The sequence below is a fragment of the Streptomyces sp. P9(2023) genome (assembly GCF_032436795.1).
Taxonomy (GTDB): domain Bacteria; phylum Actinomycetota; class Actinomycetes; order Streptomycetales; family Streptomycetaceae; genus Streptomyces.
On the sequence record NZ_JAUPWM010000008.1, the window covers coordinates 137,350 to 160,472 of the forward strand.

Annotated in this window: 24 protein-coding genes; 15 read left to right on the forward strand and 9 right to left on the reverse strand. The window is 66.7% G+C overall.

The features are described 5' to 3' along the window. Positions 1-18 precede the first annotated feature (18 nt). The 3 genes from Q5762_RS14445 to Q5762_RS14455 form a co-directional block, all read right to left on the reverse strand. The gene (locus tag Q5762_RS14445) at positions 19-951 is read right to left on the reverse strand and encodes a GNAT family N-acetyltransferase (RefSeq protein WP_315892470.1); all 933 of its coding nucleotides are present in this window, start codon (positions 949-951) and stop codon (positions 19-21) included. A gap of 725 nt (positions 952-1,676) precedes the next feature. Continuing rightward, positions 1,677-2,231 (reverse strand): flavoprotein, encoded by a 555-nt coding sequence (locus Q5762_RS14450; protein ID WP_315892471.1) that lies wholly within the window; start codon positions 2,229-2,231, stop codon positions 1,677-1,679. Positions 2,232-2,236: 5 nt separating this feature from the next. Further along, a complete protein-coding gene (locus Q5762_RS14455) occupies positions 2,237-3,469 on the reverse strand; it encodes a helix-turn-helix transcriptional regulator (protein WP_315892472.1) in 1,233 nt (410 codons plus the stop codon). Between the two features lie 305 nt (positions 3,470-3,774). Here Q5762_RS14455 and Q5762_RS14460 point away from each other — a divergent pair, with 305 nt between their 5' ends. Continuing rightward, complete coding sequence (locus Q5762_RS14460; protein WP_315892473.1) at positions 3,775-4,329, forward strand: histidine phosphatase family protein; 555 nt, start codon at positions 3,775-3,777, stop codon at positions 4,327-4,329. Positions 4,330-4,475: 146 nt separating this feature from the next. Here Q5762_RS14460 and Q5762_RS14465 read toward each other — a convergent pair whose 3' ends face one another. The 4 genes from Q5762_RS14465 to Q5762_RS14480 form a co-directional block, all read right to left on the reverse strand. Beyond that, entirely contained in the window at positions 4,476-5,210 is a 735-nt protein-coding gene (locus Q5762_RS14465; RefSeq protein WP_315892474.1) for a haloacid dehalogenase-like hydrolase, read from the reverse strand. Positions 5,211-5,289: 79 nt separating this feature from the next. Then, positions 5,290-5,757, reverse strand: coding sequence for a DNA-binding protein (locus tag Q5762_RS14470; RefSeq protein ID WP_315892475.1), 468 nt, complete (start codon positions 5,755-5,757; stop codon positions 5,290-5,292). A 42-nt stretch (positions 5,758-5,799) separates the two neighbouring features. Beyond that, complete coding sequence (locus Q5762_RS14475) at positions 5,800-6,798, reverse strand: asparaginase (protein WP_315892476.1); 999 nt, start codon at positions 6,796-6,798, stop codon at positions 5,800-5,802. Between the two features lie 75 nt (positions 6,799-6,873). After that, positions 6,874-8,262, reverse strand: coding sequence for a helix-turn-helix transcriptional regulator (locus tag Q5762_RS14480; protein ID WP_315892477.1), 1,389 nt, complete (start codon positions 8,260-8,262; stop codon positions 6,874-6,876). Between the two features lie 509 nt (positions 8,263-8,771). On the opposite strand from Q5762_RS14480, the gene Q5762_RS14485 reads away from it, so the two are divergent. The 4 genes from Q5762_RS14485 to Q5762_RS14500 all read left to right on the forward strand — a co-directional run bounded on the left by Q5762_RS14485 (position 8,772) and on the right by Q5762_RS14500 (position 12,670). Continuing rightward, positions 8,772-8,966 (forward strand): hypothetical protein, encoded by a 195-nt coding sequence (locus tag Q5762_RS14485; protein ID WP_200688470.1) that lies wholly within the window; start codon positions 8,772-8,774, stop codon positions 8,964-8,966. A gap of 351 nt (positions 8,967-9,317) precedes the next feature. Then, positions 9,318-10,199 (forward strand): hypothetical protein, encoded by an 882-nt coding sequence (locus Q5762_RS14490; protein ID WP_315892478.1) that lies wholly within the window; start codon positions 9,318-9,320, stop codon positions 10,197-10,199. Positions 10,200-10,272: 73 nt separating this feature from the next. Continuing rightward, on the forward strand, positions 10,273-11,799 hold the full coding sequence (locus Q5762_RS14495) for an amino acid permease (RefSeq protein WP_315892479.1): 1,527 nt from the start codon (positions 10,273-10,275) through the stop codon (positions 11,797-11,799). Between the two features lie 379 nt (positions 11,800-12,178). Continuing rightward, on the forward strand, positions 12,179-12,670 hold the full coding sequence (locus Q5762_RS14500; protein WP_315892480.1) for a LuxR C-terminal-related transcriptional regulator: 492 nt from the start codon (positions 12,179-12,181) through the stop codon (positions 12,668-12,670). On the opposite strand, the gene Q5762_RS14505 is transcribed toward Q5762_RS14500, so the two are convergent. Both Q5762_RS14505 and Q5762_RS14510 read right to left on the reverse strand, forming a co-directional pair. Then, positions 12,621-13,280 carry a 2'-5' RNA ligase family protein gene (locus tag Q5762_RS14505; protein ID WP_315892481.1) on the reverse strand — a complete coding sequence of 220 codons (660 nt, stop codon included), beginning with the start codon at positions 13,278-13,280 and terminating at the stop codon, positions 12,621-12,623. The genes Q5762_RS14500 and Q5762_RS14505 overlap by 50 nt on opposite strands. A gap of 7 nt (positions 13,281-13,287) precedes the next feature. Next, positions 13,288-14,664 carry a helix-turn-helix transcriptional regulator gene (locus Q5762_RS14510; protein WP_315892482.1) on the reverse strand — a complete coding sequence of 459 codons (1,377 nt, stop codon included), beginning with the start codon at positions 14,662-14,664 and terminating at the stop codon, positions 13,288-13,290. Between the two features lie 467 nt (positions 14,665-15,131). Here Q5762_RS14510 and Q5762_RS14515 point away from each other — a divergent pair, with 467 nt between their 5' ends. From Q5762_RS14515 to Q5762_RS14560, 10 genes are all read left to right on the forward strand, one after another. Continuing rightward, positions 15,132-16,022 (forward strand): aminoglycoside phosphotransferase family protein, encoded by an 891-nt coding sequence (locus Q5762_RS14515; protein WP_315892624.1) that lies wholly within the window; start codon positions 15,132-15,134, stop codon positions 16,020-16,022. After that, positions 16,019-16,240: a hypothetical protein gene (locus Q5762_RS14520; protein ID WP_315892483.1), complete on the forward strand. Its 222-nt coding sequence runs from the start codon at positions 16,019-16,021 to the stop codon at positions 16,238-16,240. Before Q5762_RS14515 ends, Q5762_RS14520 begins: the two co-directional genes overlap by 4 nt. 5 nt (positions 16,241-16,245) lie before the next feature. Continuing rightward, positions 16,246-17,295, forward strand: coding sequence for a phosphotransferase (locus Q5762_RS14525; RefSeq protein ID WP_315892625.1), 1,050 nt, complete (start codon positions 16,246-16,248; stop codon positions 17,293-17,295). Continuing rightward, positions 17,292-17,963: a 3'-5' exonuclease gene (locus Q5762_RS14530; protein WP_315892484.1), complete on the forward strand. Its 672-nt coding sequence runs from the start codon at positions 17,292-17,294 to the stop codon at positions 17,961-17,963. Before Q5762_RS14525 ends, Q5762_RS14530 begins: the two co-directional genes overlap by 4 nt. A 28-nt stretch (positions 17,964-17,991) precedes the next feature. Next, entirely contained in the window at positions 17,992-19,056 is a 1,065-nt protein-coding gene (locus Q5762_RS14535; protein WP_315892485.1) for an NUDIX hydrolase, read from the forward strand. Between the two features lie 40 nt (positions 19,057-19,096). Then, complete coding sequence (locus tag Q5762_RS14540; RefSeq protein WP_315892486.1) at positions 19,097-21,109, forward strand: ABC transporter ATP-binding protein; 2,013 nt, start codon at positions 19,097-19,099, stop codon at positions 21,107-21,109. A gap of 302 nt (positions 21,110-21,411) precedes the next feature. Then, positions 21,412-21,783, forward strand: coding sequence for a hypothetical protein (locus Q5762_RS14545; protein WP_315892487.1), 372 nt, complete (start codon positions 21,412-21,414; stop codon positions 21,781-21,783). Further along, a complete protein-coding gene (locus Q5762_RS14550) occupies positions 21,773-22,204 on the forward strand; it encodes a DUF6093 family protein (protein ID WP_315892488.1) in 432 nt (143 codons plus the stop codon). The genes Q5762_RS14545 and Q5762_RS14550 overlap by 11 nt, the downstream gene beginning before the upstream one ends. Further along, a complete protein-coding gene (locus Q5762_RS14555; RefSeq protein WP_315892489.1) occupies positions 22,204-22,620 on the forward strand; it encodes an HK97 gp10 family phage protein in 417 nt (138 codons plus the stop codon). Before Q5762_RS14550 ends, Q5762_RS14555 begins: the two co-directional genes overlap by 1 nt. Continuing rightward, positions 22,617-23,075, forward strand: coding sequence for a hypothetical protein (locus Q5762_RS14560; protein ID WP_315892490.1), 459 nt, complete (start codon positions 22,617-22,619; stop codon positions 23,073-23,075). The genes Q5762_RS14555 and Q5762_RS14560 overlap by 4 nt, the downstream gene beginning before the upstream one ends. Positions 23,076-23,123: the final 48 nt, after the last annotated feature.

The following is a 23,123-nucleotide window of genomic DNA, read 5'->3' on the forward strand; positions in this document are numbered from 1 at the left end:
AATGTCGTCGCATTCGCCTCAGATGGCAGAGGCGCTCGCTGCGCTGCCGATTGCGGAATCCTCGAGAGTCTTTCGAGCCGTTTCTGCCTCGCTCCACGAGAAGTCGTACAACGCGAAGTCGCTGACCGGACGGTACCCAATCCGTTGGTACAGGCCGTTGCTGGTGGGGTTGGCCAAGTCCGCGAACAGAACGACCTCTGCCGCGCCCGCAGCCAGCGCGGCCCGGCTCACTTCGACTACCACGGCTCCCGCGTATCCACGGCCGCGTAGGTGGGCCGGGGTGTAGACAGGGGCCACCCTGATCTGGCCAGCGACCATCGGGGTCGCGCCTGCCATTGAGACGAGAGTGCCGTCCGGGGTCTGCCAGAGCATGACCCGCCCGGAAGCGATGCGCGTGTCGGCCCAGGAACTCGAGTCCGAGGAAGCGACTCCCCCGATGGCGTCGACGAACTCCTGGTGCCAACACATGAGTTGCTCACGATCCTGTTCGCCGGCAACTCGCCCCCAGCCCGCCGGGGGCGGCCCCGGCAACGTAAGGACACCGAGCCGGTACAGGCGCTGCCGCTCGTGGAGCAGTGGCGTCATGCCCATGTGTCGCTGCCATGCCTCGGCGAAGGAGGTGGCGGTGTCGTGGTCCGCGCTGACCCCGGGGAGGAGGTGGCCAGAGTTCGCCAGGTGAGCGGCGAGGGCGTCGGCCTCATCAGGGGTGAGCGGGGTGAGCACCAGGCGGCGAGGTGGGGTGCGGAAGAACGCCGCGCGGACCTCGCCCTCTCGTTCCAGCCAGCCGAAAATGGGAGCCTCGGCACCGTACGCGTCCATTCCACGCTCACGCAGGGACTCGGTCACCGTCAGCGGAATGGTGTGGAGCGCAGGGCGTGACTGCAGGAAGTCTCCGGCTTGGTCGAGAAAGCCGTCGATATCTTCGGTGAGGTGCCACTGCCCCGGACCCATACCTCACGATCGCTCGCGCTGTCGACATGCGCCCGCCGGATTCCGCCGGTCAGGTGACAGGGCCCAGCAGACGCGCCGGAGCCGCTCCCACAAGCTGTGGCGGCTCCGCCGGCCGCAATATCGGGCCAGTGAGTTCGAGAGGGACCTTCAGGCCAGCAAGAAGTTGAACAATTCTGTCTATATTCGTGAGGCGGCGCGCGCCCGTTTCAAGCATTGACAGGAACGACTGACTCAGGCCGGTCAGCGTGACCATGTCATCCTGTCGCAGGTGCCCGAGGGTCCGCACCAGGGTGCAAAGCCTCCCGAAGTCTCGCTCTGCCAGGGCTAACCGGACTTCTGGCACGTTCCAGACTTGCTCAGGCACGCGGAGGGTTACCGGTGCAGTCGCGTGCCGCCCTCGGAGGCAGGAGCTGCAGTAGACCTCCTGGTTGTATCTGCTCAGTTGGCAGTCGCACTCCTTGCAGCGGCGCGTGCGCGCGGTAGTCCCGAGCCCCTCGGCGGTGCGCAGTCCTGACACAGGTATCCACTCCTTGGTGACCTGGTGCGATGCCGTGCGCTGCGACGGCCACAGGAGCCGGTCAGCGTCTGACCGTTCCCATTCGTGGCCGTACGGTGGTTCACGAGCGCAGTTGGTGGTGCACCAAGGCTGGGCCCAGTCAAAGCGAAGGACCCGGACAGTCTGTCCGGGTCCGATTTCCCGTGTCCTGAAGGTTATTGATTAATCGTCAGCTAGTGCTTCTCTCCACCTCGGCCAGCACGGCTTCCCACGGGTACCGGCGCCCCGGCATCCCGGCACGCGGCTCGGCGAGTGGCCACACCTCGTCCCCGTAGATCAACCGAACTCCCGCATCATGCAGGGCCTTCACGTGCCTCTCCCATGCGGGGTGCCGGGCGTGGGCGGCGTTCACCCGCGGCCAGACGACAACTGGCAGATCAAGGGTCCCGATAGCCTCGTTCAGCTGAGTCAACGCCTGGTTGTCCGAGATTCCCAAGGCGAGCTTGGCGATGGTGTTCGCGCTCGCGGGGGCAACGACGTAGCAGTCCACCGGAGGATGCGGGCGCGTGTCCCCAGGCAGTCGCGGCTCGGTCCGTACGGGCAGGCCCGTCGACTTCTCGATCCTGGCGGCCTCTCCACTAGAACGGAGCCATTCGCCTGCGGTCGGCGTGAGTGTAACCGCGACAGTCCAGCCGCGTTCGAGGGCGGGAACCACGAGCCCCGTCCTCAGTTCCTCGACTCCGCCGGCACCCGACCCCACAACTCCCAGCACCTTGCCCTGCATCAACCTCACTGCACCGCCCTGCACCGTTGGGCCATGGCCAGCAACTCGGACGAACGGCTGCCGCCAGTGACCGGGGATTGCTTCCTCAAATCACGAAGAGTCTCCCGCACCCGCGGATTGTTCCGCACGAGCTGCGGCGAGGTGCGCTCGGCCTCACGCAACTCGCTCAAGGCGTCGTCGACACGTCCGCTGAGACACAGGGCCCGGGCATAGTCGATGCGGTGGGACACCACGCGTTCCGGCGGCATGTGATCGACGTCGATGTTCCCGTTGTCGATGACGTACGGGATGTTGTCCAGGTCCAGCTCGATCGAGACTCGGTGCAGTTCGACGTTCGTCGGGCCGAAGCAGGTCTGCCAGTAGTTCTCGTCGGAGCCGAGCCGATCAGCCAGCCCTGCCGCTCGTTCAAGCAGGGAGCCGGCCGTGGTCCTGTCCTGGTGGCGCGCCGCGGCCACCGCCGCCCGTAGGTGAATCATGCCAAGCAGGCTCAGTGCGGCGGGGTCGTCCTCGTCGACTTGGCGCACGAGCCAGGCCGCCGCGGTGTCGCCCAGCTCGAGTGCGTCCTCATAACGTCCGTTGGCCAAGAGCGCGTGGGTACCGGAGCGCGCGGCAGAGACTAGTGACAGCGGATCTTCGGACTCGTCGGCAGCGCGCATGGCGCGCTCGGCCGCGAGCCATGACAGGTCGGACTCACCGATCTTGGCGAGGGTGGTTGCCGCCAGATGGTGCGTACGGGCGGAGACGACGAGGCCGCGGCGCCGCTGATCTCCGTGCGGGAGGTCTTCGAGCTCCTGGGCCGTCCGGAGCAGACCCGGGAGCGCGGCGATGACGTCCCCGAGTACGCCTGCTTGGTAGTCACCCCAGCTGCGTTCCACGACTGTCTGCGCTTGCTCCGGCCTGGGCAACTGCCTGTCGGCTGTCGGCCCGAACAGCAGCTTCGAGAGACGGCGGGGGCTCATGAGCGCATCACGAACAGCCGGCACGTCGTCCATGTGCTTCTGATCGTCCTCCATGAGGAGGGGCTGCCCCATCAGGTCGCCGAGTGGGACGCGCAGTACGCGGGCAAGCTCGGCGAGCTTGTCGATCCTGGGGGCCTTCCGCACGCCTCGCTCGATTTTCGACAGCCAATCGGTACTGCGCCCAACGAGCCCTGCGAGCACGGGCTGTGTATAGCCTCGGCGCTCGCGGTAGAACGCGATCCGCTCTCCGATGCTGAGGTGATCCCCAAGACCCCGCATGTGGCCTGCCTCCCCGACTCTCGGTCTGCAATTCACGGTAGCGGCCGACCAGATCCCGGGATCAGGGAGTGATTCGGGTTGGTGGTGCCGGGCTCAGCATCCGCTTGCGCGTCAGGGGCAGGCCGGACACTCTGTCCGGCTTCGAGAGGTTCGGTGGATATCTGCTCGTACGCGAGACCTAGTTTCGGGACCGTGAGGGTTCGCCAAGTGCACTGGTTCCGCAGCGGTTTTGGCCACGATGGTGTTGTACCGGAGCCGAGGGTATTTCGGTGGTTGCTGTCGTGCCGAACCGCCACAGTGTGAGGATGACCGTCTTCTATCTGGTGCAGCATGCGGAAAAGGAACGCCTGCCCGGTGACCCAGGGCTGACCAAGCTGGGACGACAACAGGCTGCCATGACTGCCAACTGGCTACAGCGTGCTGGTGTGCACGCGATCGTCAGCAGCCCGTTGCGGCGCGCTCGCGAGACTGCATCGTTCATTGCCTCCAGCACCGGCCTGCGTGTTCAAGAGGACGCCCGCTTGCGCGAGAGGATGAGCTGGGACGGAACCCAACCCCTGGATAGCTTCCTGGCGGACTGGGCCACCTCGGTGAAGGACCGGAATTTCATGCCTGTTTCCGGTGACTCCTCTTACGCTGCCGCAGAGAGAATGCGCGCCTGCCTGGTCAACTTAGCCGGGGAGCCGGGACCCATTGTCATCGTGACCCATGGCGGAGTCACGGTGGATTTGTTGCGCACCTTGATCGGTGACCTCGCTGTGCCAGCCGAGTTGATGCAGAACGGCGTCCCCTCCTGCGCGATCACCACGCTGGATCACCTCTCGGTGGTGAGTATCGCCTCGGTCGCGCACCTGGAATGACCAGGTTGCCGGTTCCGCCGCGTGACTCGCCAACGTCGGCGAACAGCACGGGGTAACTGCAGCAGGTGGCGCCAGGCTCGCCAGGCCCCGTCTTGAGATGGTGGCCGCATCAGCAGATGCCGCTTTCACCCCGGTTGCCGTCTGTCTTACCCTGCCCGAACCGTCAGCTTCTCAATGGACGTTCGAAGTTTCGAGACGTCTTCCAGGCTGTCGATGGTGATGTCAGCCCCTGCGGCTGCAAGTTCGTCTCCCGTGGTCTTGCCCGAGGCCACGCCGATGACCGAGGCGCCGCCCTCAATGCCTGTGCGGACGTCCTCGAGGGAGTCTCCGATGATCACGGTGTTGGCGTGGGTGAAGGCCGTCCCGTGCTTGGCCTGGGCACGCTTCTGCGCGATGCCGACGAGCGCGGGCCGGTGGTGGTCGTCGGAGGCGAACCCGCCGATGTCGGTGTCGAGGTAGACGTCGAGGTTGAAGGCCGCGAGCTTCAGCAGCGCGTTCGGCTTCAGGTTGCCGGTGACGGCCGTCGGCACCCAGTGCTCGTGCTCGTGCACGGCTCGGAGTGCGGCCTGCGCGCCGGGCATGAGGATGCCTTGGCTGCAGAGGTCTTCTGTATGGGCTGCGAGCCGTTCGGGCAGCAGTTCCACCATGCGCGGCAGCAGCTCTGGGACCTTCTCCTCCGGTATGCCGTTGTCCAGGAGCAGGGAGCGGATGGCGAGGGGCATGGTCACGCCGGTGCCGCGCGCCGGCAGGCGCTCGGCAGGGCGACCTACCACTTCAGCGAACGTCTCGCGGTACACCTGGCGGTCGATGTCGCCGACGTAGAGCAGTGTGCGGTCAATGTCCCAGAGGATGAGAGTCTGCCGCTCTTCGATGTCGATCATTCCTCTTTTCGCGGCAGGTCGTGCTGCGGTGACCGCGTTGCGTAGTGTGCCAGTCGAGTAACTGTGGGGCGCGAGCAACTCAGTGCGCAGCGCCGAAGGTGAGCAGGGGCACATCGTAAAGCGCGGGGTTACGCGGCCGGGTCATGGTCGGCGCGACGACCTCGACCACGAAGAGCTCGCTGAGGAACTGGACCTTGGCGCTCAGTAGGTGGCTGGTGCGGCCGTCAGCCGATTGTGCCTTGAGCCCGGCGGAAACGTGGATATGCGGGAGGACTCCGCCGGTTTCCGGATCGTGGGCGAGGGTGCCAGCGCCGAATGCCTCGACATTGGTGACGTACGTCTTGGCCCAGACCGGGGCGTCGGGGTCCTCCAACTTCTCGCAGGCTCCGACGATTTCTGCTTCGGCGAATGCGCCGATGAACGAGGGAACGTAGCCCTGGCGTATCCCGTTCTCGCGGCAGAACACGGAGAGCGTGTCGAAGAAGTCCTCGCCGTGGTCGAAGGTGACGCCGAAGGTACGGCCGATGGTCAGTTCGTGGGCACGCATGCGGGAATCCCTAGAGTCTGAAGGCGGGCTCTTGAGCGGCGGTCATTCCGCGAAGGTCGCGAATGCATCGGTGATCGTGCTGTGGTCGGCGTCCTGGGCGAGCAGCGCATGGAGCAGGAGCCTCGCCTGGTACGGGCCAAGGCCGTCGCCCGGGATGAGACCGCGGCCGATAAGGTCCTTCTCCGATCCGGGGAAGCTGTACGTTCCGGTCAGGACGGGGCCGTTGCCGATGCGCGAGGCGAGTACCACAGGAATACGCGAGGCCAGTTCACCCAGTGCCTCGACGAGCGGCTGCGGGACGTGGCCAACGCCGAAGGCAGCAACAACGAGGCCGTCGCACTGGCCGCCCCACGCGTGCAGCAGGGTGCCGTCGTCGCCGAGGCTAACGGTGTACAGGCCCACGCGCGCGTCACGGGTCGGCGGCTGCACCACACTGCGTCGGCGTGGCAGGGGCATTGTCAGGCGTACACGATCTTCGGTCACGCGGCCGATGGGGCCGGTGCCTGGTGAGGTGAAGGCTGCGGGGCTGGTGCTGTGCGCCTTGCGGACGTGCCGGGCCGCGTGGATCTCGTCGTTCAGGAGGACCAGAGCGCCGGCTCCGCGTAGCTGGGGCTCGGCTGCGGCAAGAATGGCTGCGTACAGGTTGGCAGGTCCGTCGGGTCCGGCCATGGTGGGGTTGCGCATGGCGCCGGTGACGATGAGCGGCTGGTCGCGGCTGTGGTGGAGGTCGAGGAAGAACGCGGTCTCCTCAATGGTGTCCGTGCCCTGCGTGATCACGACTCCGTCAATGTCGCCACCATCGAGGTGCTTGTCGATTGCCGCACTGAGTTCGGTGAGGTCGTCGAAGGTGAGCGAGGCGCCGGGGACTCGGCGGAATTCGTGAACACGCAGATGGATGCCGCGGTGGTCCAGGCCGGGGACGGCTGCGAGGAGGTCCTGGGCAGACAGGGCTGGTACGACACCTCCGGTCGTCGGGTCGGTGGTCATGGCGATGGTGCCGCCCAGTGAGTAGACCGCCACCGTTGTTGTCGCGCCGGCCATTGCCTCAACTTCCCTTCCGTACCTGCCCGCTCGCATTTCAGTGGATCTCACTCGATGGAGATCGTTTGGTCCAGGTTATCGGGTCTCCTCGGGATGGCCGCCAGCCTCGGGCTGCAATTCAGCGGCCACGTAGGAGCAGGCGATGTCCAAGGCATCGAGGCTGAGGTGGCGGCTGCGGGGTCTGGCCAGCCCTGTGGTGCCCTCGGCTGCGAGCTGTCGGCAGCGGCGGGTCAGCCACGGGCGGTCGAGGCCGAGGTAGTCCGCGGTTGCTGCCAGCCGTTGTCCAGGCGTCGATCCTGCGGTGATCGAGTGTGCCTGCGCGTGCCCGGTAAGGTCGGTGAACGTCCTCAGCATGGGAGCTGCGGCGGCCAGAGCGGTCTGGGGTGAGGGCTCGGCACGCACCCAAGTAGCGATGGCGGCGCGGTGTCCGGGGACCAGTACGAAACCGTCCGTCTGCTGGAGGTCTGGCTCGTCGGTGAGCCAGGTTGTGACGCCGTACGACTCCATTAATGCGAGCGCGAGGAACAGCAGAACACGCTCGTACGTGGGCGAGGCAGTGATCTCGGAACGGGGGACGCAGAAGGCGCGCCCGACCCCGCTGTGGGCCCGTCTGGGAGCCATCTCCTGGAGGTAGCGGTGCTTGTGCTGGAAGATCAGCCACGTCGCGGCCTCTTCCCCGCGCTGTTCGCGGGTCCAGAAGACCGGGTCGTCGGCCAGTGCGTCGCGCTGTTCGAGGATGAACGAGGCACACATCTGGGAGCCGACGAGCATCTGCGATCCGTCGGCGAGGCTGTCTCGGGCGGGCAGCGTGCCGTTGTCTTCTAACGGGGGCTGCGGTGGAGGAGCCAGCAGGTCGTGGAGGGCCGTGTCGTCGCCAAGAATGGCGGAATCGAACCCCGCTACAGCCCACAGGATTCCGTAGGTGAGGTCGTCGAGTTCGTACGCCGCGGGGATAACGAGGAAGCCGCCCGCCTGCTGCCGGTCGCCTTGGCGTGCGTCCATGACGAAGTGCCGTCGTGTCCCGTCGACGGTGCGGGAGGTGGCGAGCAGTGCCCGGAGCGGCATCCGGCTCCATGCCTCGGTGTCCGTGTTCGGCGAGAGCCACAGCGTGTTGCCGCGAAATGAGGCGGCCGGTCTGGTTAGCGCGGGCAGCACCGTGGGAGCGAGATTGCGGCCGCCGGGCAGGAGCAGGTGACCTGGTCCCTCTGTGAGCGTCTCACCGGTGTCCAGGCTTACAGGTGGCTGAGCCCGGCGAGGAAGCGGCAGTGGAGAGATCTCGGGAGGTACCCCGAGGCCGGAGAGGAACTCGGCGATCTTGTCGATATTGGTGAGGCGTCGGCGCCCTGCTTCTAGCATGGAGAGGAACGCTTGGCTGAGGCCCGTTAGTTGAGCAACGTCGTCTTGGCGCAGAGATCCATGCTGGCGGATTAGGCGGGCCACCTGGCTGAAGTCCCACGATGCCAAGGCTTGTTGAACATCGGTATTTCGCCACACGTGTTCTGGAACGGAGGGAGTGGCTTGGGGCAGGTTGTGTGAGCGGAGGCACGCCGAGCACAGCGTTCCGGAGTTGTACTGGCTTAGTCGGCAGCCGCACCGTTCACAACGTCGCGGCGACTGCGCAAGCACTTCTGTCTCCCCGATTGAACGCGGGCCTTCTGCCCCAACTACCCCTGGTGAAACTGAAATCACTCCAGTGATATCACCTGAGCAATGTGCGCGCCGCGCGTTTTCCCACCACTCTGGGGGCTCCCGCAGTGCACAGCACCGACGAATCATTCAGGAACGGATCTTTCGGGCGGGCGCATGCTACTTGCGCTGCAGACTCAGCTATCCCTGATCTCGGCCACCGGAGTCCAAGGTGCTTTCGGCCTTACGCGTACGGATGGATCAGCCCTTACTGCGGATGCCCCAGTGGCATCCGGCGGTGCAGCACCAATCGCGCCGCGGCAGGCACCTCCGCCTGGAGGTCCGCTGTGGTCGTTAGCTTCTCCGCCGTCGTGCTCCTGGGCGTGATCGTTTTCCTCCTCATGAAGAAGGCGGGCCTGAACGTCGCGCACGGCATCGTGTGCATCCTGTTCGGCTTCTTCCTGGCCAGCAGCTCTGCGGCACCGAGCATCAAAGAGGGCGTGCAGGGCGCGGTCGAGCTGATCGCAAAGATCGACTTCTAGGCCGACCGTCGGGGCATGGGCGCGGTTGTTGGCTCCCCTCCCTTCCCCCCCATGCCCTGACGGTCTTTCCACCACCGGACGTGACCCGAGGACTTTCGATGATGCCGATACCCGATGTGCCTGCGCGCCGGGCGGTGATCCTCGCCACCGCTGCGGCGCCGCTGGGGGCCCAACGCCTCTCACTGCCCACGCTGGACGGCAAGAGCGCAGTTCAAGCGCGAGGGGAAGCCTCGCTCGTCGGGGCTCAGCAGCTCGCCCCATCTGTGGAGCACGCGAGACAGGAGGGCCATGGGTAGGCACAGACCTGCCCTCGACCGGCATCCGGCCCGGGACGACGCCGCCCTTCGTAGGGTGATCGAGGATGCTGCGATGGGTCGCTGGGAAGGAGCTCGCGAGCTCCTGGCCTCGACGGGGGCCGACTGGGACAGACGGATCTTCCGCCTGCAGGTCCTCGCCCGTATCGGAGTGCGGTTGACGTTCGCCGACACATGGGCGCAGGCAGAACCTCGCTCCCCTCACGCTCTGGCTCTGCTGGCCAATGTATTGGCCTTGAGGTCGATGGCCGACGGCCCGGGGCGGGGGCCCACCGAGGGGATGCAGCAGGCGTGGAACACGTGCGATGCCGCCGCCGACGCCCTGCCGAACGACCCATCTCCCTACGTTGTCATGCTCGCGTTGACGCGCTTCCATTCGCCGCCCCGAGACCGCGAATGGCGCGCGACGGTGAAGCAAGTGTGGAAGCAGGTACTCGAGTGCGATCCCTGGAATCGGGAAGCGCACCACGAACTGCTCACCTACCTCTTCCCCTCCTGGCACGGCACAGGCGGCGAGGTCTTCCACTGGGCGCAGGAACGGTGCGCCCACACCCCCCGAGGGCTGCCGCTGCACGTGCTGCCGCTGGTCGCACTCGCTGAATCCCACCGCCTGCGCATGGAGGTTGACGGAGACCGCTACGGACTGACCGTTCACCCGTGGACGGACAACCCGTCGACCGGGCAGGCGTGGGAGAACTGGTGGGACTGCCGGGCGCCCAAGCGACCGCACGCCGCCTTCCACGAGGACGCCAACTACCTGGCGCACGCCTTGTCGTTCGCGGGACGGCATCTGGAAGCCGCAGATGTCTTCGACGCCATCGGCCCATACGCAACTGATGTGCCGTGGAGCTACTGCGGCGACGCCGCGACGCTGTTCAACCGACATCGCACCTGGGCGGTCAAGGCGTCTGCACCGTAACGCCTTCGAGGGCAATATCCGCAACACCGCCTGTCAACCCACCAGTTACGACGAAGAGAAGAAGGGCCTCGCCATGCCATTGGACATACCAAGCGTCACGCCATCGGAAGAGGAACGTCTCGCAGAGCTCGGCATCACCCAGACCCTGGACCGCTCCATGTCGGGCCGGCAGAACTTCGCCGTCTCGTTCACCATCATCAGCATACTGAGTGGCTGCCTGACCATGTACGGGTTCGGCATGAACACCGGCGGCCCCGCGCTGATCATGTGGGGCTGGGTGCTTGTCGGCCTGATGACCCTGTTCGTCGGCCTGGCCATGGCGGAGGTCTGCTCTTCCTACCCGACATCCGCCGGCCTGTACTTCTGGGCCCACAAACTCGCTCCCCGTAAGTCCGCTCCGGCCTGGGCCTGGTTCACCGGCTGGTTCAACACCCTCGGCCAAGTCGCCGTCACCGCTGGCATCGACTTCGGCGCCGCATCGTTCCTCAACGCCTACCTGAACCTTCAGTTCGGGTACGCCGCCACCCCCGGCCACACCATCACGCTCTTCGGCCTCATCCTCCTACTGCACGCCGCCGTGAACACCTTCCGGGTGCGCATCGTGGGCTTCTTCAACACCGTCTCCGTGTGGTGGCATCTGATCGGCGTCGTCGTGATCGTCGGCGCGCTCCTCGCCATTCCCGACACTCACCAGTCACCCGGGTTCGTGTTCACCGAGTTCGTCAACAACACCGGCTGGGGCTCCGCCGTCTACGTGGCCCTCATCGGCCTGCTGATGGCCCAGTACACGTTCACCGGCTACGACGCTTCCGCCCACATGACCGAGGAGACGAAGAACGCCTCCGTGGAGGGTCCGAAGGGGATCGTCCGGTCCATCCTCGTCTCCTGGGCGGCTGGCTTCGTCCTCCTCTTCGGCCTGACGTTCGCCATCCAGTCCTACACAGGCTCCCTCGAGTCCGAGACGGGAGTGCCGCCAGCGCAGATCTTCATGGACGCCCTCGGCGCCAGCACCGGCAAGATGATGCTCCTCATCGTCATCGGCGCCCAGCTGTTCTGCGGCATGGCATCCGTGACCGCGAACTCCCGCATGATCTACGCCTTCTCCCGCGACGGCGCGCTCCCGTTCTCCACCGTGTGGCACAGACTGCACCCCGGCACCCGGACGCCCACCAACGCGGTGTGGCTCGCTGCCGGCAGTGCGTTCGTCCTCGGTCTGCCGTACTTGTACAACGTCACTGCGTACGCCGCCGTCACCTCCATCGCGACGATCGGTCTCTACATCGCCTACGTCGTCCCGACGTTCCTGCGCCTGCGCCAGGGCGAGGACTTCCACCGGGGTCCCTGGCACCTGGGCCGCTGGTCGACGCCCATCGGTGTGATCGCGGTGGCCTGGGTCGTGGTGATCACGGTCCTGTTCATGCTGCCCCAGCTCGCCCCGGTGACCCTGGAGACGTTCAACTACGCGCCCGTCGCCGTCGGCGTGGTGCTGGCCTTCTCCGGCACCTGGTGGCTCGTCTCTGCCCGCAAGTGGTTCCTCAACCCGAACCACCCACGGAACACCGCGCCCCTCGCCCCCGTGCGGCAGAGGGCGGTCCGGTGACGCGCAGGTTGATCATCTGATGTCCCGGTAGGCGGGCCGTCTGGCCTTCACGGCGCCGAACCGCGGGGTCAACACACGCCAGTTGGATGATGCACAATCCCATCTCGAGGTGAGGTGCGTTCCGCCCATCGGGCAGCAGAGCCTGCGGAGCGGCGAGCGGCAGAAGCCGCTCCGCAGGCTCTGCTGCCGTGTTCGTGAGATTCCTCGTGGCTGGATCTCGCAGTTCCTTCAGAGGAGCTGCGCTTCGCTGCTCCCGTCTTCGCCAACGGACTGCTCGGTTCGCCCGTCCTCTTCGCCATATCGGCTGCTCCCGTATCGGCATCCGCTAAGCCCACCGGTGTCCATCCGAACGAACGTCGCAATGAGAAGGGCTAGTTCCATGACCGCACGTCCCGGCACCGTTCCTGCCAGATTCACCCCGGCCCACCTCCGCATCCTCGCCAAACTGGCGACCGGCGCCAGCAGCGCGAGTGCGGCCCTCGACTTGGACATCACCACCGGCACCTTGGGGACACAGGTACAGGCTATGGGCCGCCGGGCCGGCGTCAGCGGGCGCGCCCCGCTCCTCCACACCGCTTACCGCACCCAGCAGCTGCGGCGCCCCGAACAAGCCGTCTTCGACGGTGTGCTGGACGACAGCGAGCTCCAGATGGTGCAGCTGGTCGCTTCTGGGGCTTCAGTCCAGGAGATCGCTGACGCTTGCCGGATCTCCCGTGACACTGCAAAGGTCCGCGTGAAACGCTTGCGGGACCGGGCGGGGGCCGAGAACGATGTCCATCTCGTCGCGCAGGGCTGGCGCTATGGGTGGATCGACGAGTCTCTCACGGTGAAGCCTGCGGGCTTTCTCGGCGCAGTTCCAGTTCGTGGATGACGTCCCAGCGGTAAGCGCGGCCTTCACGACGGAGTTCTACCAGCTGGACTCGCTGAACGGGAACGTCCACGGAGTCGAGGGCGCGCAGGGGCCGCACGGCGTCGCGCACGATGTTCGCGGGCATGCGGCGGTTGCTGTAGCCGATGCCGATGTGCGGTCGAAGAGCTGACGTCGGCTTCTTCGGCGGTAGCCCGACCTCGGCACCGGCCCGGCCGAGGGCCGCGTGCAGCTCGATGGTGGGGTTCCACGGGGCGACGCTGTAGCGGATCGCACCGCGGGATGCTGTGAGCGGCACCGCACGAAGGGTGAAGGCCGCAGACCTTTCCTCGCGCGCAGTAGCGATCAACCGGTCCAGCTGGCTGGGTGCGACCTGTTCGACGGGGCCGATGCGTCCCAGCGTCAGGTGCAGGGCATCTTCGTCGACATCATCGAATCCGAGGGCACGGAGTTCCCTCTGGCACTGACGTGCATGGTTGATGAGGGGGGTCGCGTCGGGGAACGTGAGCATCCAGTAGTAGGCGCGGGTCGAGGAGGTCCAACCGGGCCGGTCCCAGTGGTTGGTCATCTCCTCGACGTTGGTGAACGCGGCCCAGTCGTGGTCCGCGATCACCGATGCGTCACTGGTGCTGGGTGGAGGGGTGGGAGGGAATGCGCCCGGGTCTGCCGTGAGCTGCATCCGCTGCCCCTCTCCTGTGCTCCGTCGGGTGTGACATTTTGGCAGACTTCGCGAGGTCCCTCGTCTGGGGGGCGGACTGCCAGGAGCGTAGGGCGTCGGCGTACTCCCTGACGACGGCTACGTCTTTCCACTGGGTGGCCTGGGAGTGAAGTTCGCCTGCGCGCTGCACCACGGAGCGGATCGGTGGTCCGCCGCCGGCCTCGAGGACCTGTCGGCCCAGGACCATGGCGTGCTCGATGTCCGGGCGCGGGCCTGCCAGGAGGGCGGTGGCGACGTCCAGGCGGACGAGGGCCTGGCTCCAGGCGGAGTCTGACTGTTCGACGAGTTCGTCGATCTGGTCGGCATATCCGAGTACGCGTGGGGCGTTGGCGAGCGCGACGTGGACGGTCGCGGCGTTGGCCAGCGTCCGGGCCCTGCCGTAGGGCTCGAAGGAGATGCAGGAGGTCAGTCCCGCGGAAACGGTGTGCCGGCTGCTCAGGTCTTCTGCTGCTGCGATCGCGCGCTCGGCGCCTGCGCGGTCTCCGAGCTTGCCCAGGGCCCTGGCGAGGCCGTTGGACTGGAGTCGGATGGCTTGCGGATGGGTCGGGGCGATCGCAAGTCCCGTGTCGGCCCACTGAACGGCCTGGTCGTAGTGGCCCGCGTAGTAGGCGTTGAGCGATCGCGTGCCGTGTGTCCACATGATGAGCTCATGGTCGGCGATCTCCTTCGCCAGTTCCTCAGCCTCTGCGCAGTAGGCCTCGGCCAATGCCTCCCGGCCAGCGTTCACGGCCATATAGCCGAGCAGTCCGGAAGCTTGGGCGGCGAGCCGGAAGAGGGCCTCGCGCTGCCGGGGCGGCTGTCGCCCGTCCAGCCGGTCCTGGATGAAGTTGCGGAGGTCGACGGCTTCGGGAGCCAGGCGTTGAGGGCCTTCGGTCTCATAGCGGTCGACGAGATCCGTCACGCCTTGCTCCAGGAGCGCGACCGTCGCGGGATCAATGTTGGAGGTGGTGGTGGCGCTCAATCTCTTCGCGATGTCCAGCGGGTTCTCCCACGCTGGAGCGGGTATCAGGATCGGCTGCGCGCCGCGGGCCCGAATCCCATTCGGGGCGGTGGATCCCGGGACGGGGATCGGCGCGATGTGCGGGGGTACGTCCATCTGCTGAAGGACAGTGATGATCTTGTCGATGTTGACCAGACGACGTGCGCCTGACTCGAGCGTTGAAAGAAACGACTGGCTCAGGCCCGTGATCGCCGACATGTCTTCCTGGCGCAGGGAGGCGATCTGGCGGATCAGCCGGAAGGCTGCACCGAAGTCCCAGGCGGCCAGGGCCGCGGACACATCTCGGCTCTCCCACACATGATCTGGCACCCTCGGCGACGCTGCGGGCTCGTTGCCGAGGGACCTGGTGCACGCGGCGCATCGCACGTCGCTGTTGTATCGGCTCAGGGGACTGCCGCACCGGGTGCATCGCCGCCCTTCCTCGTGTGCCACTGCTGCCTCCCGCCAGAGCCGAGATCCTGGTCGGGGATCTTCGTTGGGCGCAATCACCCCAGTGATATCACCAGGCGGATGTGCGAACGCGGGCTTTCCGCCACATCCTTGAATGCCCGTCACCGCAGAAGACAGAGCACGTAGACGGCACCTGGCACCGGCCTGTTCGGCTCGCTCAGAGCCCGCCCGGGTTGGATTGTCAGTGGCGGTTGGCAAGCTACATACCCACGAGACGGCACTATGCGTGATCAATGGATCACGCATAGTGATGCGATACGGCTTCGCATAGGGGAGGACGTACCACTGTGACCGACATGCCCGAGACGGTCCACCGCTTGGTGGCTTCGGTGACCAGCAGCTTCCACGTCGTCGCCGATCACTCGTCACCCGGCGATGGACGGCCTTTCGTGTGGGAGGTCGAAGGCCCGGGCGGACGACGGTGGTTCGCCAAACTGAATCCCCGAGGCCCCAAGCTGCACCGCCGTGAAGTACACGCCTATCAGCACGGCTGGACCGCCGCGCTCGGAAGGGACCGGGCTCCCGCTCTGTGCGCCGTGGACAACGAAGAGCGCGCCATCGTGATCACCGCGGTCCCTGGTCGGCCCATCCGCCACCTCCGGCTGGATGCGAAAGAGGAGCAGGAGGCGTACCGCCAGGCCGGGCAGCTTCTCGCGCGACTCAATGCCGCAGAGATTGGAGAGCCCGAGTCTGCCGCGAGCACAGGACGCTGGGATGAGAGCGTCGAGAAGATGCTCGTCAGCGCCGCCCTGTACTTGGGTTCTGACTACGTGGCGGTGCTTCGCTCGATTACCAAGGACGCCCCTGCCGAGCTGAACCGCGTGGTGTCGCACGGGGACTTCATGCCCCGGAACTGGCTGTGGGATCAAGCCGAACAGCGGCTGAGGATCATCGACTTCGAGCGGACCTGTATCGAGTCGGCCGTGTGGCGGGACTTCCCCCGCCTGCGCTACCGCATCCTGTGCGGCCGGCCCGATCTGGAAGCGGCGTTCGAAGCAGGCTACGAGCGCACACTCACCGCCGATGAGCGCCACGCATGTTCCGCGTACGCCGCACTCGATGCGGTGAGCGCCCTGCGCTGGGGCATCGAGCACCACGACATTGAATCCGTCGACGAAGCCCACACCATGTTGCGGCACCTTCAGGATGAGCACCACGCCCGCGTCCGGAGGGGCAGGAGCCGATGAGCGCGTTCACCGGCACAGCCGACTATTACCGGGAATTTAGGCCGGGATTCCCCGATGAAATCGTCATGCTGCTCGATCAAGTCGCCCCGACCGGCTCGCATCGACGACTGCTCGACATAGGCACTGGCCCTGGTCTCGTCGGCGACGGCGTACTCGCCGAGGACAACGCCTTCACAGTGCTCACCGCGCGCCGCCCGACCTCACGCGAAGACCGGTGAACGGCATGCACGACGGGGACTGGGAAGAGGAACTGACGGCTGACATGCTCGCCGAGCGGTACGGGTTCACGGTCGAGGCGGTCGAGCGGGTACCGATGGGCACCGACACCGTCAATCGACGGGTTCTGACATCCGATGGCCGGCGGCTGTTCGTGAAGGAGTACGCGTCGACGGCCGACTTGGACGCTGCGCGGTCGGCCTGGGACATGTCGGAGTTCTGCCGGGCGGCTGATCTTCCTGTACCAAGGGTCTGGCCTGACCGTGACGGCGACCTCATTGCCTTGTCCGAAGGCAGCGCGTGGGCCGTGGTCGACGAGGCTCCCGGCAGGGTGGCCACGACTGCAATGAGCGTGGCGCGCGCGGAGCACATCGGCATGGTGCTCGGGCGCATGCACCGGGTGCTGGCCGCCTACCCCCTGCCGAAGCTCGTGCAACAGTCACGATGGCGAACCGGATCCGTCGAAGACGCCCTGGCCAAGTGCAGCGCCGTATCGGCAATGGCGAGGCGGAGAGGTCACGGCAATCTGGCGCAGTTGCGTGAACAGCTCGACCAGCGCCGCCAGGACCTCACCAAGCACGTCTGCCGCCTCCGGGCCGGGCTGCCGGAGGAACTGGTGGAGCAGGCTCTGCACGCGGACTTCACTCGCCCCAACATGCTCGTGCTCACCGATGTCGTCACCGGCATCATCGACTTTCGCAGCGCGAGAGCCTTCCCCTCGTGGGAGTTGGGGCGCGCCGCCTTCGACCCCCGGACGGTCGCCACCGGCGACCAGTGGGCGGCCTGCGCGACGGCGATGGTGTCCGCCTACCGCTCAGAGAACCCCAGCCTCCCGCTGCGCGATGTCCTGGCGTGCCTTCGGATCGCGCTGCTCTACATGTTGTTCAGCTTCTACGGCGCGACCACCAGCGAGTACGGCCTGCCGCACGAGGCAGAAGTCGACCTGCAGCGGCACTGGCAGGACCGGCTGGTCGCCATCCGCCGCCTACTGGACAACTTCGACGACCTCGAGGACGCGCTCAAGACTGCGGCCGATCGCCCCGGGGACCGCCGATGACCGACGACCGCGAGCGGCTGGCTGACGATCCGCGCTTCCGGGATACCCACTTCGTGGTCCTCGACTTCGAGGGCACCACTCCCAAGGGCTTGCCTCCTGAACCGATCGAAGTCGCTGCCTTGGGGCTCAAGCACGAGCCGGGCAAGGGCCCAGTGCGCAGCGGCTTCTCGTTCGAGTCGTTCATCAAGCCGCCGCCTCATGCACCGGTCCAGCCGCTCGACGTCGCGCAGACCGGCATTACGCCTGCGGACGTCGCCGACGCCCCTCGCGCTTCCATCGTGCTGCGCGCGTTGGACGCTGCGCTTCCTGAGCGTCCTGTGCTGCTGGTCGCTCACCATGCACCGGTTGAAGCCAACATCATCTACGCATATAGGGAGGTGTGCCCGCGTTTGGTCTACACCCGGATCGTGGACACCCGGCTGCTCGCCAAGCATCTCAAGCCCGAGTTGCCCGTGTACGACCTTGATTCGCTGCTGGCCCACTACGGGATTCCGCAGCCTGAGAGCCGGCACCGGGCTATGGACGACGTTACGGTCACCGCCGCCCTCTTCCGCGCCCTGCTGACCGAAGCTGCCCGGCACCACAAGGTCACCAGCGTCGCCGAGCTCGTCCGCGTTGCCAGCCGGACGCCACGCGCCGCCCAGCCAACCCAGCTCGAACTGTCCTGACCGCCGCCAACTCCCCAAGGAACCTCCCGTGCCCGAGCTCAACAGCCCACTCCCTATCAGCACGCCGACGATGGAGGAGGTGCGTGCGTACGATGCCGCACAGCCAGCCCCTCTGTTCTCCGCCACGGGTTTGGTTGTGGACACACGTGACCGCGTGCTGTTGCTCAGCCCCTCATACAAAGATCACCTGGAGCTGCCGGGCGGGCTGATCGCCGACACTGAATCGCCCGAGGAGGGACTGGCCCGGGGGCTGAAGGAGGAACTGGGCCTGGCCGTGCCGGTCGGTCGACTCCTGGCGGTGGACTCCGCTCCGTCCGCCGACCTGGGACGGTCAGCGGTGATGCACCTTCATCTGGTCGGCCCGCTGGACGAGGATCAGGTCGCAGAGATCTCGTTCCCTGGCGGCGAGATCATTGCGCCGAACTGGTATGAGCCCGAGGAGGCTATCGCGCGTCTGCCGGAGCCACTCGCTGCGCGACTGCGTGCGGGCCTGTCGGCGTGGTGCATCGGGTCGGTAGCCCACTTGGTCGATGGCCAGGTCCAGCCCGGCTCACCCTCGGGGCTTGCCGCGCAACGGCGGGCCGAACTGGAACGTGCGAACCTCCTTGATGCGGCTTCACGCCGGGCAGTTCGGCCGAAGGTGCTGGCCGGGTCGACCGTGCTGTTCACCGACGCAGCCGGACGGGTCCTGCTGATCCAGCCCACCTACCGCACGGATGGAGGGTGGGAGCTGCCGGGCAGCGATGTGGACAGCGATCTCGGGGAGAACCCGAGGCAGGCCGCACGCCGTGCAGTCCGCGAACAGCTCGGTCTGGACGCCCCGATGGGTCGGCTGCTGGCGACGAACTGGGCGAACAAGACCCCCCACCCTGCGCAGGTCGGGTTCACCTACAACGGCGGGGTGCTCGGCGAGGCTGACCTAGCGCGGATCCGTACCGACACCGCGGGGATCCGCCAGTGGCGCCTGGCCGAGTTGAGCGAGGTGGCATCCGTGGTCGCCCACCCGCTGTACTCGCGTATCGAAGCCTGCCTGTCCGCGCTGCACGAGGCCGCCGGCCCGCTGGAGCTGTATGGGGGCGTCCCTTGGGCCTGACACCGCCAGCCTGCCCAAGCCGGAACAGACAGGAGCATCGATGACGAAGCAAAGTTCGCGTCCCGACGATGCGTCGTCTGCGGAGCCCTCCGAGTCAGAGCGTCTGCTCTTCGGCGGCCCTCTGCGCTACGACCTCGGCTGGAATAAGCACCAAGATGCCTTCCTTCACCTGGGCTTACGGTCGATGGTGACGCGGCTTCCACATCTGCTCGTCACTACAGGCCAGTTGGCTTGGCAGGCGGATAAGCACGCTTTGCGTCTGGTCGCGTGCGCGGAGATCGGTCGGGGCATCAGCCAGGCGGTCGGCCTCATCGCTGTGAACCGGGTTCTCGGCCATATCCTCGGCGGAGGCACCACATCCGAGCGGTTGACGGAAGCCGGACCGGCCTTGGCCGTTGCCGCGTCCGCCGCTCTGGTCGGCGCAGTGCTGAGGGCTCTCTCTACGGCAGGCACAGGCCAGTTGGAGCCGAAGGTCGAACGCGTCGCCACTGAGCGATACTTGGAGCACACCGCCAACGTCGAGTTGGAGGCTGTCGAGGACGACGAGTTTCACAAGCTCCTCGACAGCGCGCAGTACGGAGCTGGATCCGCCCGGCGCATGGTGAAGTACGCGCAGAACGTCATCAACGCCTTGATGTCGCTGATCGCCGCGGCGGGGGTTCTTGGGATCCTGCACCCCGCGCTTCTGCCTCTGCTCGTTGCGATGACGCTTCCCAGCGCATGGGCCACGCTGTCCGTGGCACGGCGCCGCTATATGTCCTTCCACGCCTGGTTGCAACATTCGAGGGCCGGCCAGCTGATCAGCCGCCTGCTGATCTCCACTGAAGCGGCGCCCGAGATCCGTGTCCACAACGTCGGCCCGTTCCTCCTGCACCATTTCCGGGCCATGTCTCAGTCCCAGGAAGGGGAACAGAACAGGCTCGCGCGGCTCGCCGCTCGCACAGGTCTGATAGCCGCCGGATGGACGGGCCTTGCCACTGCTGCCGCGTACGCCACCCTCGGCGGACTGCTGTGGACCGGGGCCATGGCTCTCTCCGTTGGTGGCACCGCCGTCCTCGCCATCCGCACCGGGTCCTCCAGCCTGGAAAGCCTCGTCAACCAGGTCGGCTTCATGCACGAGGAGAGCATGTTCGTGGGGGATCTGTATGAGCTCTGCGATGAGGCGACGAAGCGAGCGATCCCGATCGGTGGGTTGCCCCTCCCCAAGAAGCTGAAGCAGATCACGTTTGAGGACGTGACCTTCACTTACCAGGGTAAGGACGCCAAGCGGGCCCTCGACGGCGCGAGTCTGACCATCCCCACGGGGAAGATCGTCGCGCTCGTGGGTGAGAACGGCAGCGGAAAGACCACATTGATCAAGTTGCTGTGCGGTCTGTATCAACCGGATTCAGGTCGAATCCTGTGGAACGACGTCGATGCCGCGCAGGCCGACAGGCAAGAGCTGGTCTCCCGTGTCGCAGCCGTGGGCCAGGACTTCTATCGGTGGCCATTCACAGCAGCAGTAAATGTCGCCATCGGCCGCCCCGAGACCGCCATGACGGACGATCGCCTGGAAGTCGCTGCCCGATATGCCGGCGCCGAGGAGCTGATCTCCGAGCTGCCAGGCGGATGGAAAACGCTGCTTGCCCGCGGGTACAAGGGGGGTCACCAGCTCTCGGGCGGCCAATGGCAGCGTCTGGGACTCGGCCGCGCGCACTACAGGCAAGGCGAGATCCTCATCGTCGACGAGCCGACCTCGGCACTCGACGCGAAGGCGGAGCAGGAACTCTTCGAGAAGATCCGTATCCTCGCCGACGCCGGACAGACGGTCATTCTGATCACGCACAGACTCGGCTCCGTGAGGGCAGCAGACTTCATCCACGTCCTCGATCACGGCCGGGTCGTGGAGTCCGGCACCTTCACGGACTTGTTGTCCGACGAGGTGGATGGCCCCAAGATCTTCCGAGGCCTATACCAACTTCAGGCGGCCCAATACGCAACTGAGGCTCCTGCTGTCTCCTCCCAGAACGGACACGCCCAAGCTCAGGGCTCGGCGAAGGGCGGGCTCCAATGACCGCTGCTGCTCCCGTCGCCGGATCGATGACGACCGGCGCCATCAACGGTTACTGCACCCATGAGTCTCGGCAGCAACTTGCACGTCGCCAGCGGTGAAGCGGACAGGGCCATCAACTGTAGGTCCCCGTTTGGGCGTCGTGGTGGTATGAACGTGTGTCAGGGGTGGCATGACGTGGCGTGATGGCGTCGCCCTACCTGCATTTCCCCCGCCCAGCCCCAAGTCCGGCACTGCCGACGAGCGCCGTCGTCCCTCGGAATTCGACGTCGAGGCTGTCCGACAGTCGCCCTAACGTCGGTTGAATGGATCACAACGACACGTCTCAGCACCACGTACGGATCACCGCCCACGGAGACACGGCCACCGTCGAGATCGACGGCGACCCGGTGGATCCGCGCGCTGTCGGCGCCTACACCATCAGCCAGATAGTGGGCGAACCCGCGCACGTCCTCATGCATGTCACCGACCGTGGAAGCACCCGGTGGTCGGGGATGGCGCGCGTCTCCGTCGCCGACGTTCCTGATCCGGGGCCGGCTGCCGCGGCATTCCTCGACGCCATCGACGCTCAGGCTCTGGAGCGAGCGGCATTGGCCAGGACCGACCTCGGTACCGGCCCGCATTCCCTGACGCAGGCCATGCTCACCCAGCTCGGGGAGTGGGCCCGTGGCGTTTGACGTGGATGGAGCGCGGCGCGTCGTCGGCCGCATCCTGGACGACAAGCTGGAGGCATGGCGCGACAGCGGCGGCCGCGCGGACGACTACCTGGACGAGACGACCGGCAAGCTGGTGCCACCGGCACCGGACGAGGTCCTGATCTGGGACGGGCTCGGCGCGGTGATGCCGCTGGGGCGTCCGGCGATCACCAAGCCGCTGGGCGGCTCGATCGCCCAGGAGCCGCCGACCACCGACTACCAGGCAGTGTTGCCTGTCCAAGCTCCAGATCTGCGGCCCGACGACGTGATCCGCGTCGCCGGGTCCGTACGGCCGGGAGGGCCGCGTGACCCGCAGATGGTCGGCCGCCGCTTCCGGGTGTCGGACAGGAACGTCGGCACCTACAGCGTGGTGCGCATCGTCCGGGTGCAGGTGATCGACTGATGGCCATCGCGAACCCGCATCCCGACGCCACGGCGTTCCGTGACCCGATCGCGCTGGCCGCCGCGCTCGCACGGATGGGCCCGGCCGCCCGCGCTCGTACGCGCACGATCACCCGGCACCACGCGATGCTTCTGCGCGTCCGCATCCAGCGCCACGCCTCCGGCCGACCGGGGCCGCGAGTGATCACCGGCCAGTACCGCGCCTCGTGGGACGTACGGATGAGTACCGGCGGCGGGCAGGTGACGGCGGAGGTGTACTCCAACGCCCCGCAGGCGAGACGGCTGGAGTACGGCTTCGTCGGTGTCGACTCCCTCGGCCGCCACTACCGGCAGCCGCCATTCCCGCACGTCGAGCCCGCATGGCGGCAGACACAGCCCGGCTTCATCCAGGCCCTGGCGGACGGAGTCCTGCCATGACCGCCCCGCGACGCCTGCCCGTCACCCGGGCACTCGCCGCCCTCATCGCGAAGACCACCGGCCGGCCATGCGGCATCGGCGAACTCCCACGTACTCGGGACGAGTCCGGCGACTGGAAACCCGCCCCCGCCCCGTACACGATCCTCGACTCGCTGCCGGGAGAGTTCAGCGGTCCACCGCTGTGGAACTGGCACGCGGACGCGGCCTGGACGTACCAGGTGACCTCGGTCGGCGAACGGGACGACCAAGTGCAGTGGCTCGCCGACCGAGTACGCCATGGCGTCGTCGGCCGCTCCGACGACGAATGGGCCCATGACCTGCATGTTCCCCAAGCCCGCGTGATCGACCGGGAGTTGGATCACGACGCCGGAGGGGAGCCCTCCGTGTCGGCGGCAGGCGCTATCGTGTCCTACGTGCAGCGGATCACGATCACCGTGACACCCGCTGCTGCATAAACGTTTCCTCACCGCGGAGGCCCGCGCGGACGCTAGGCCCCAGGCCAG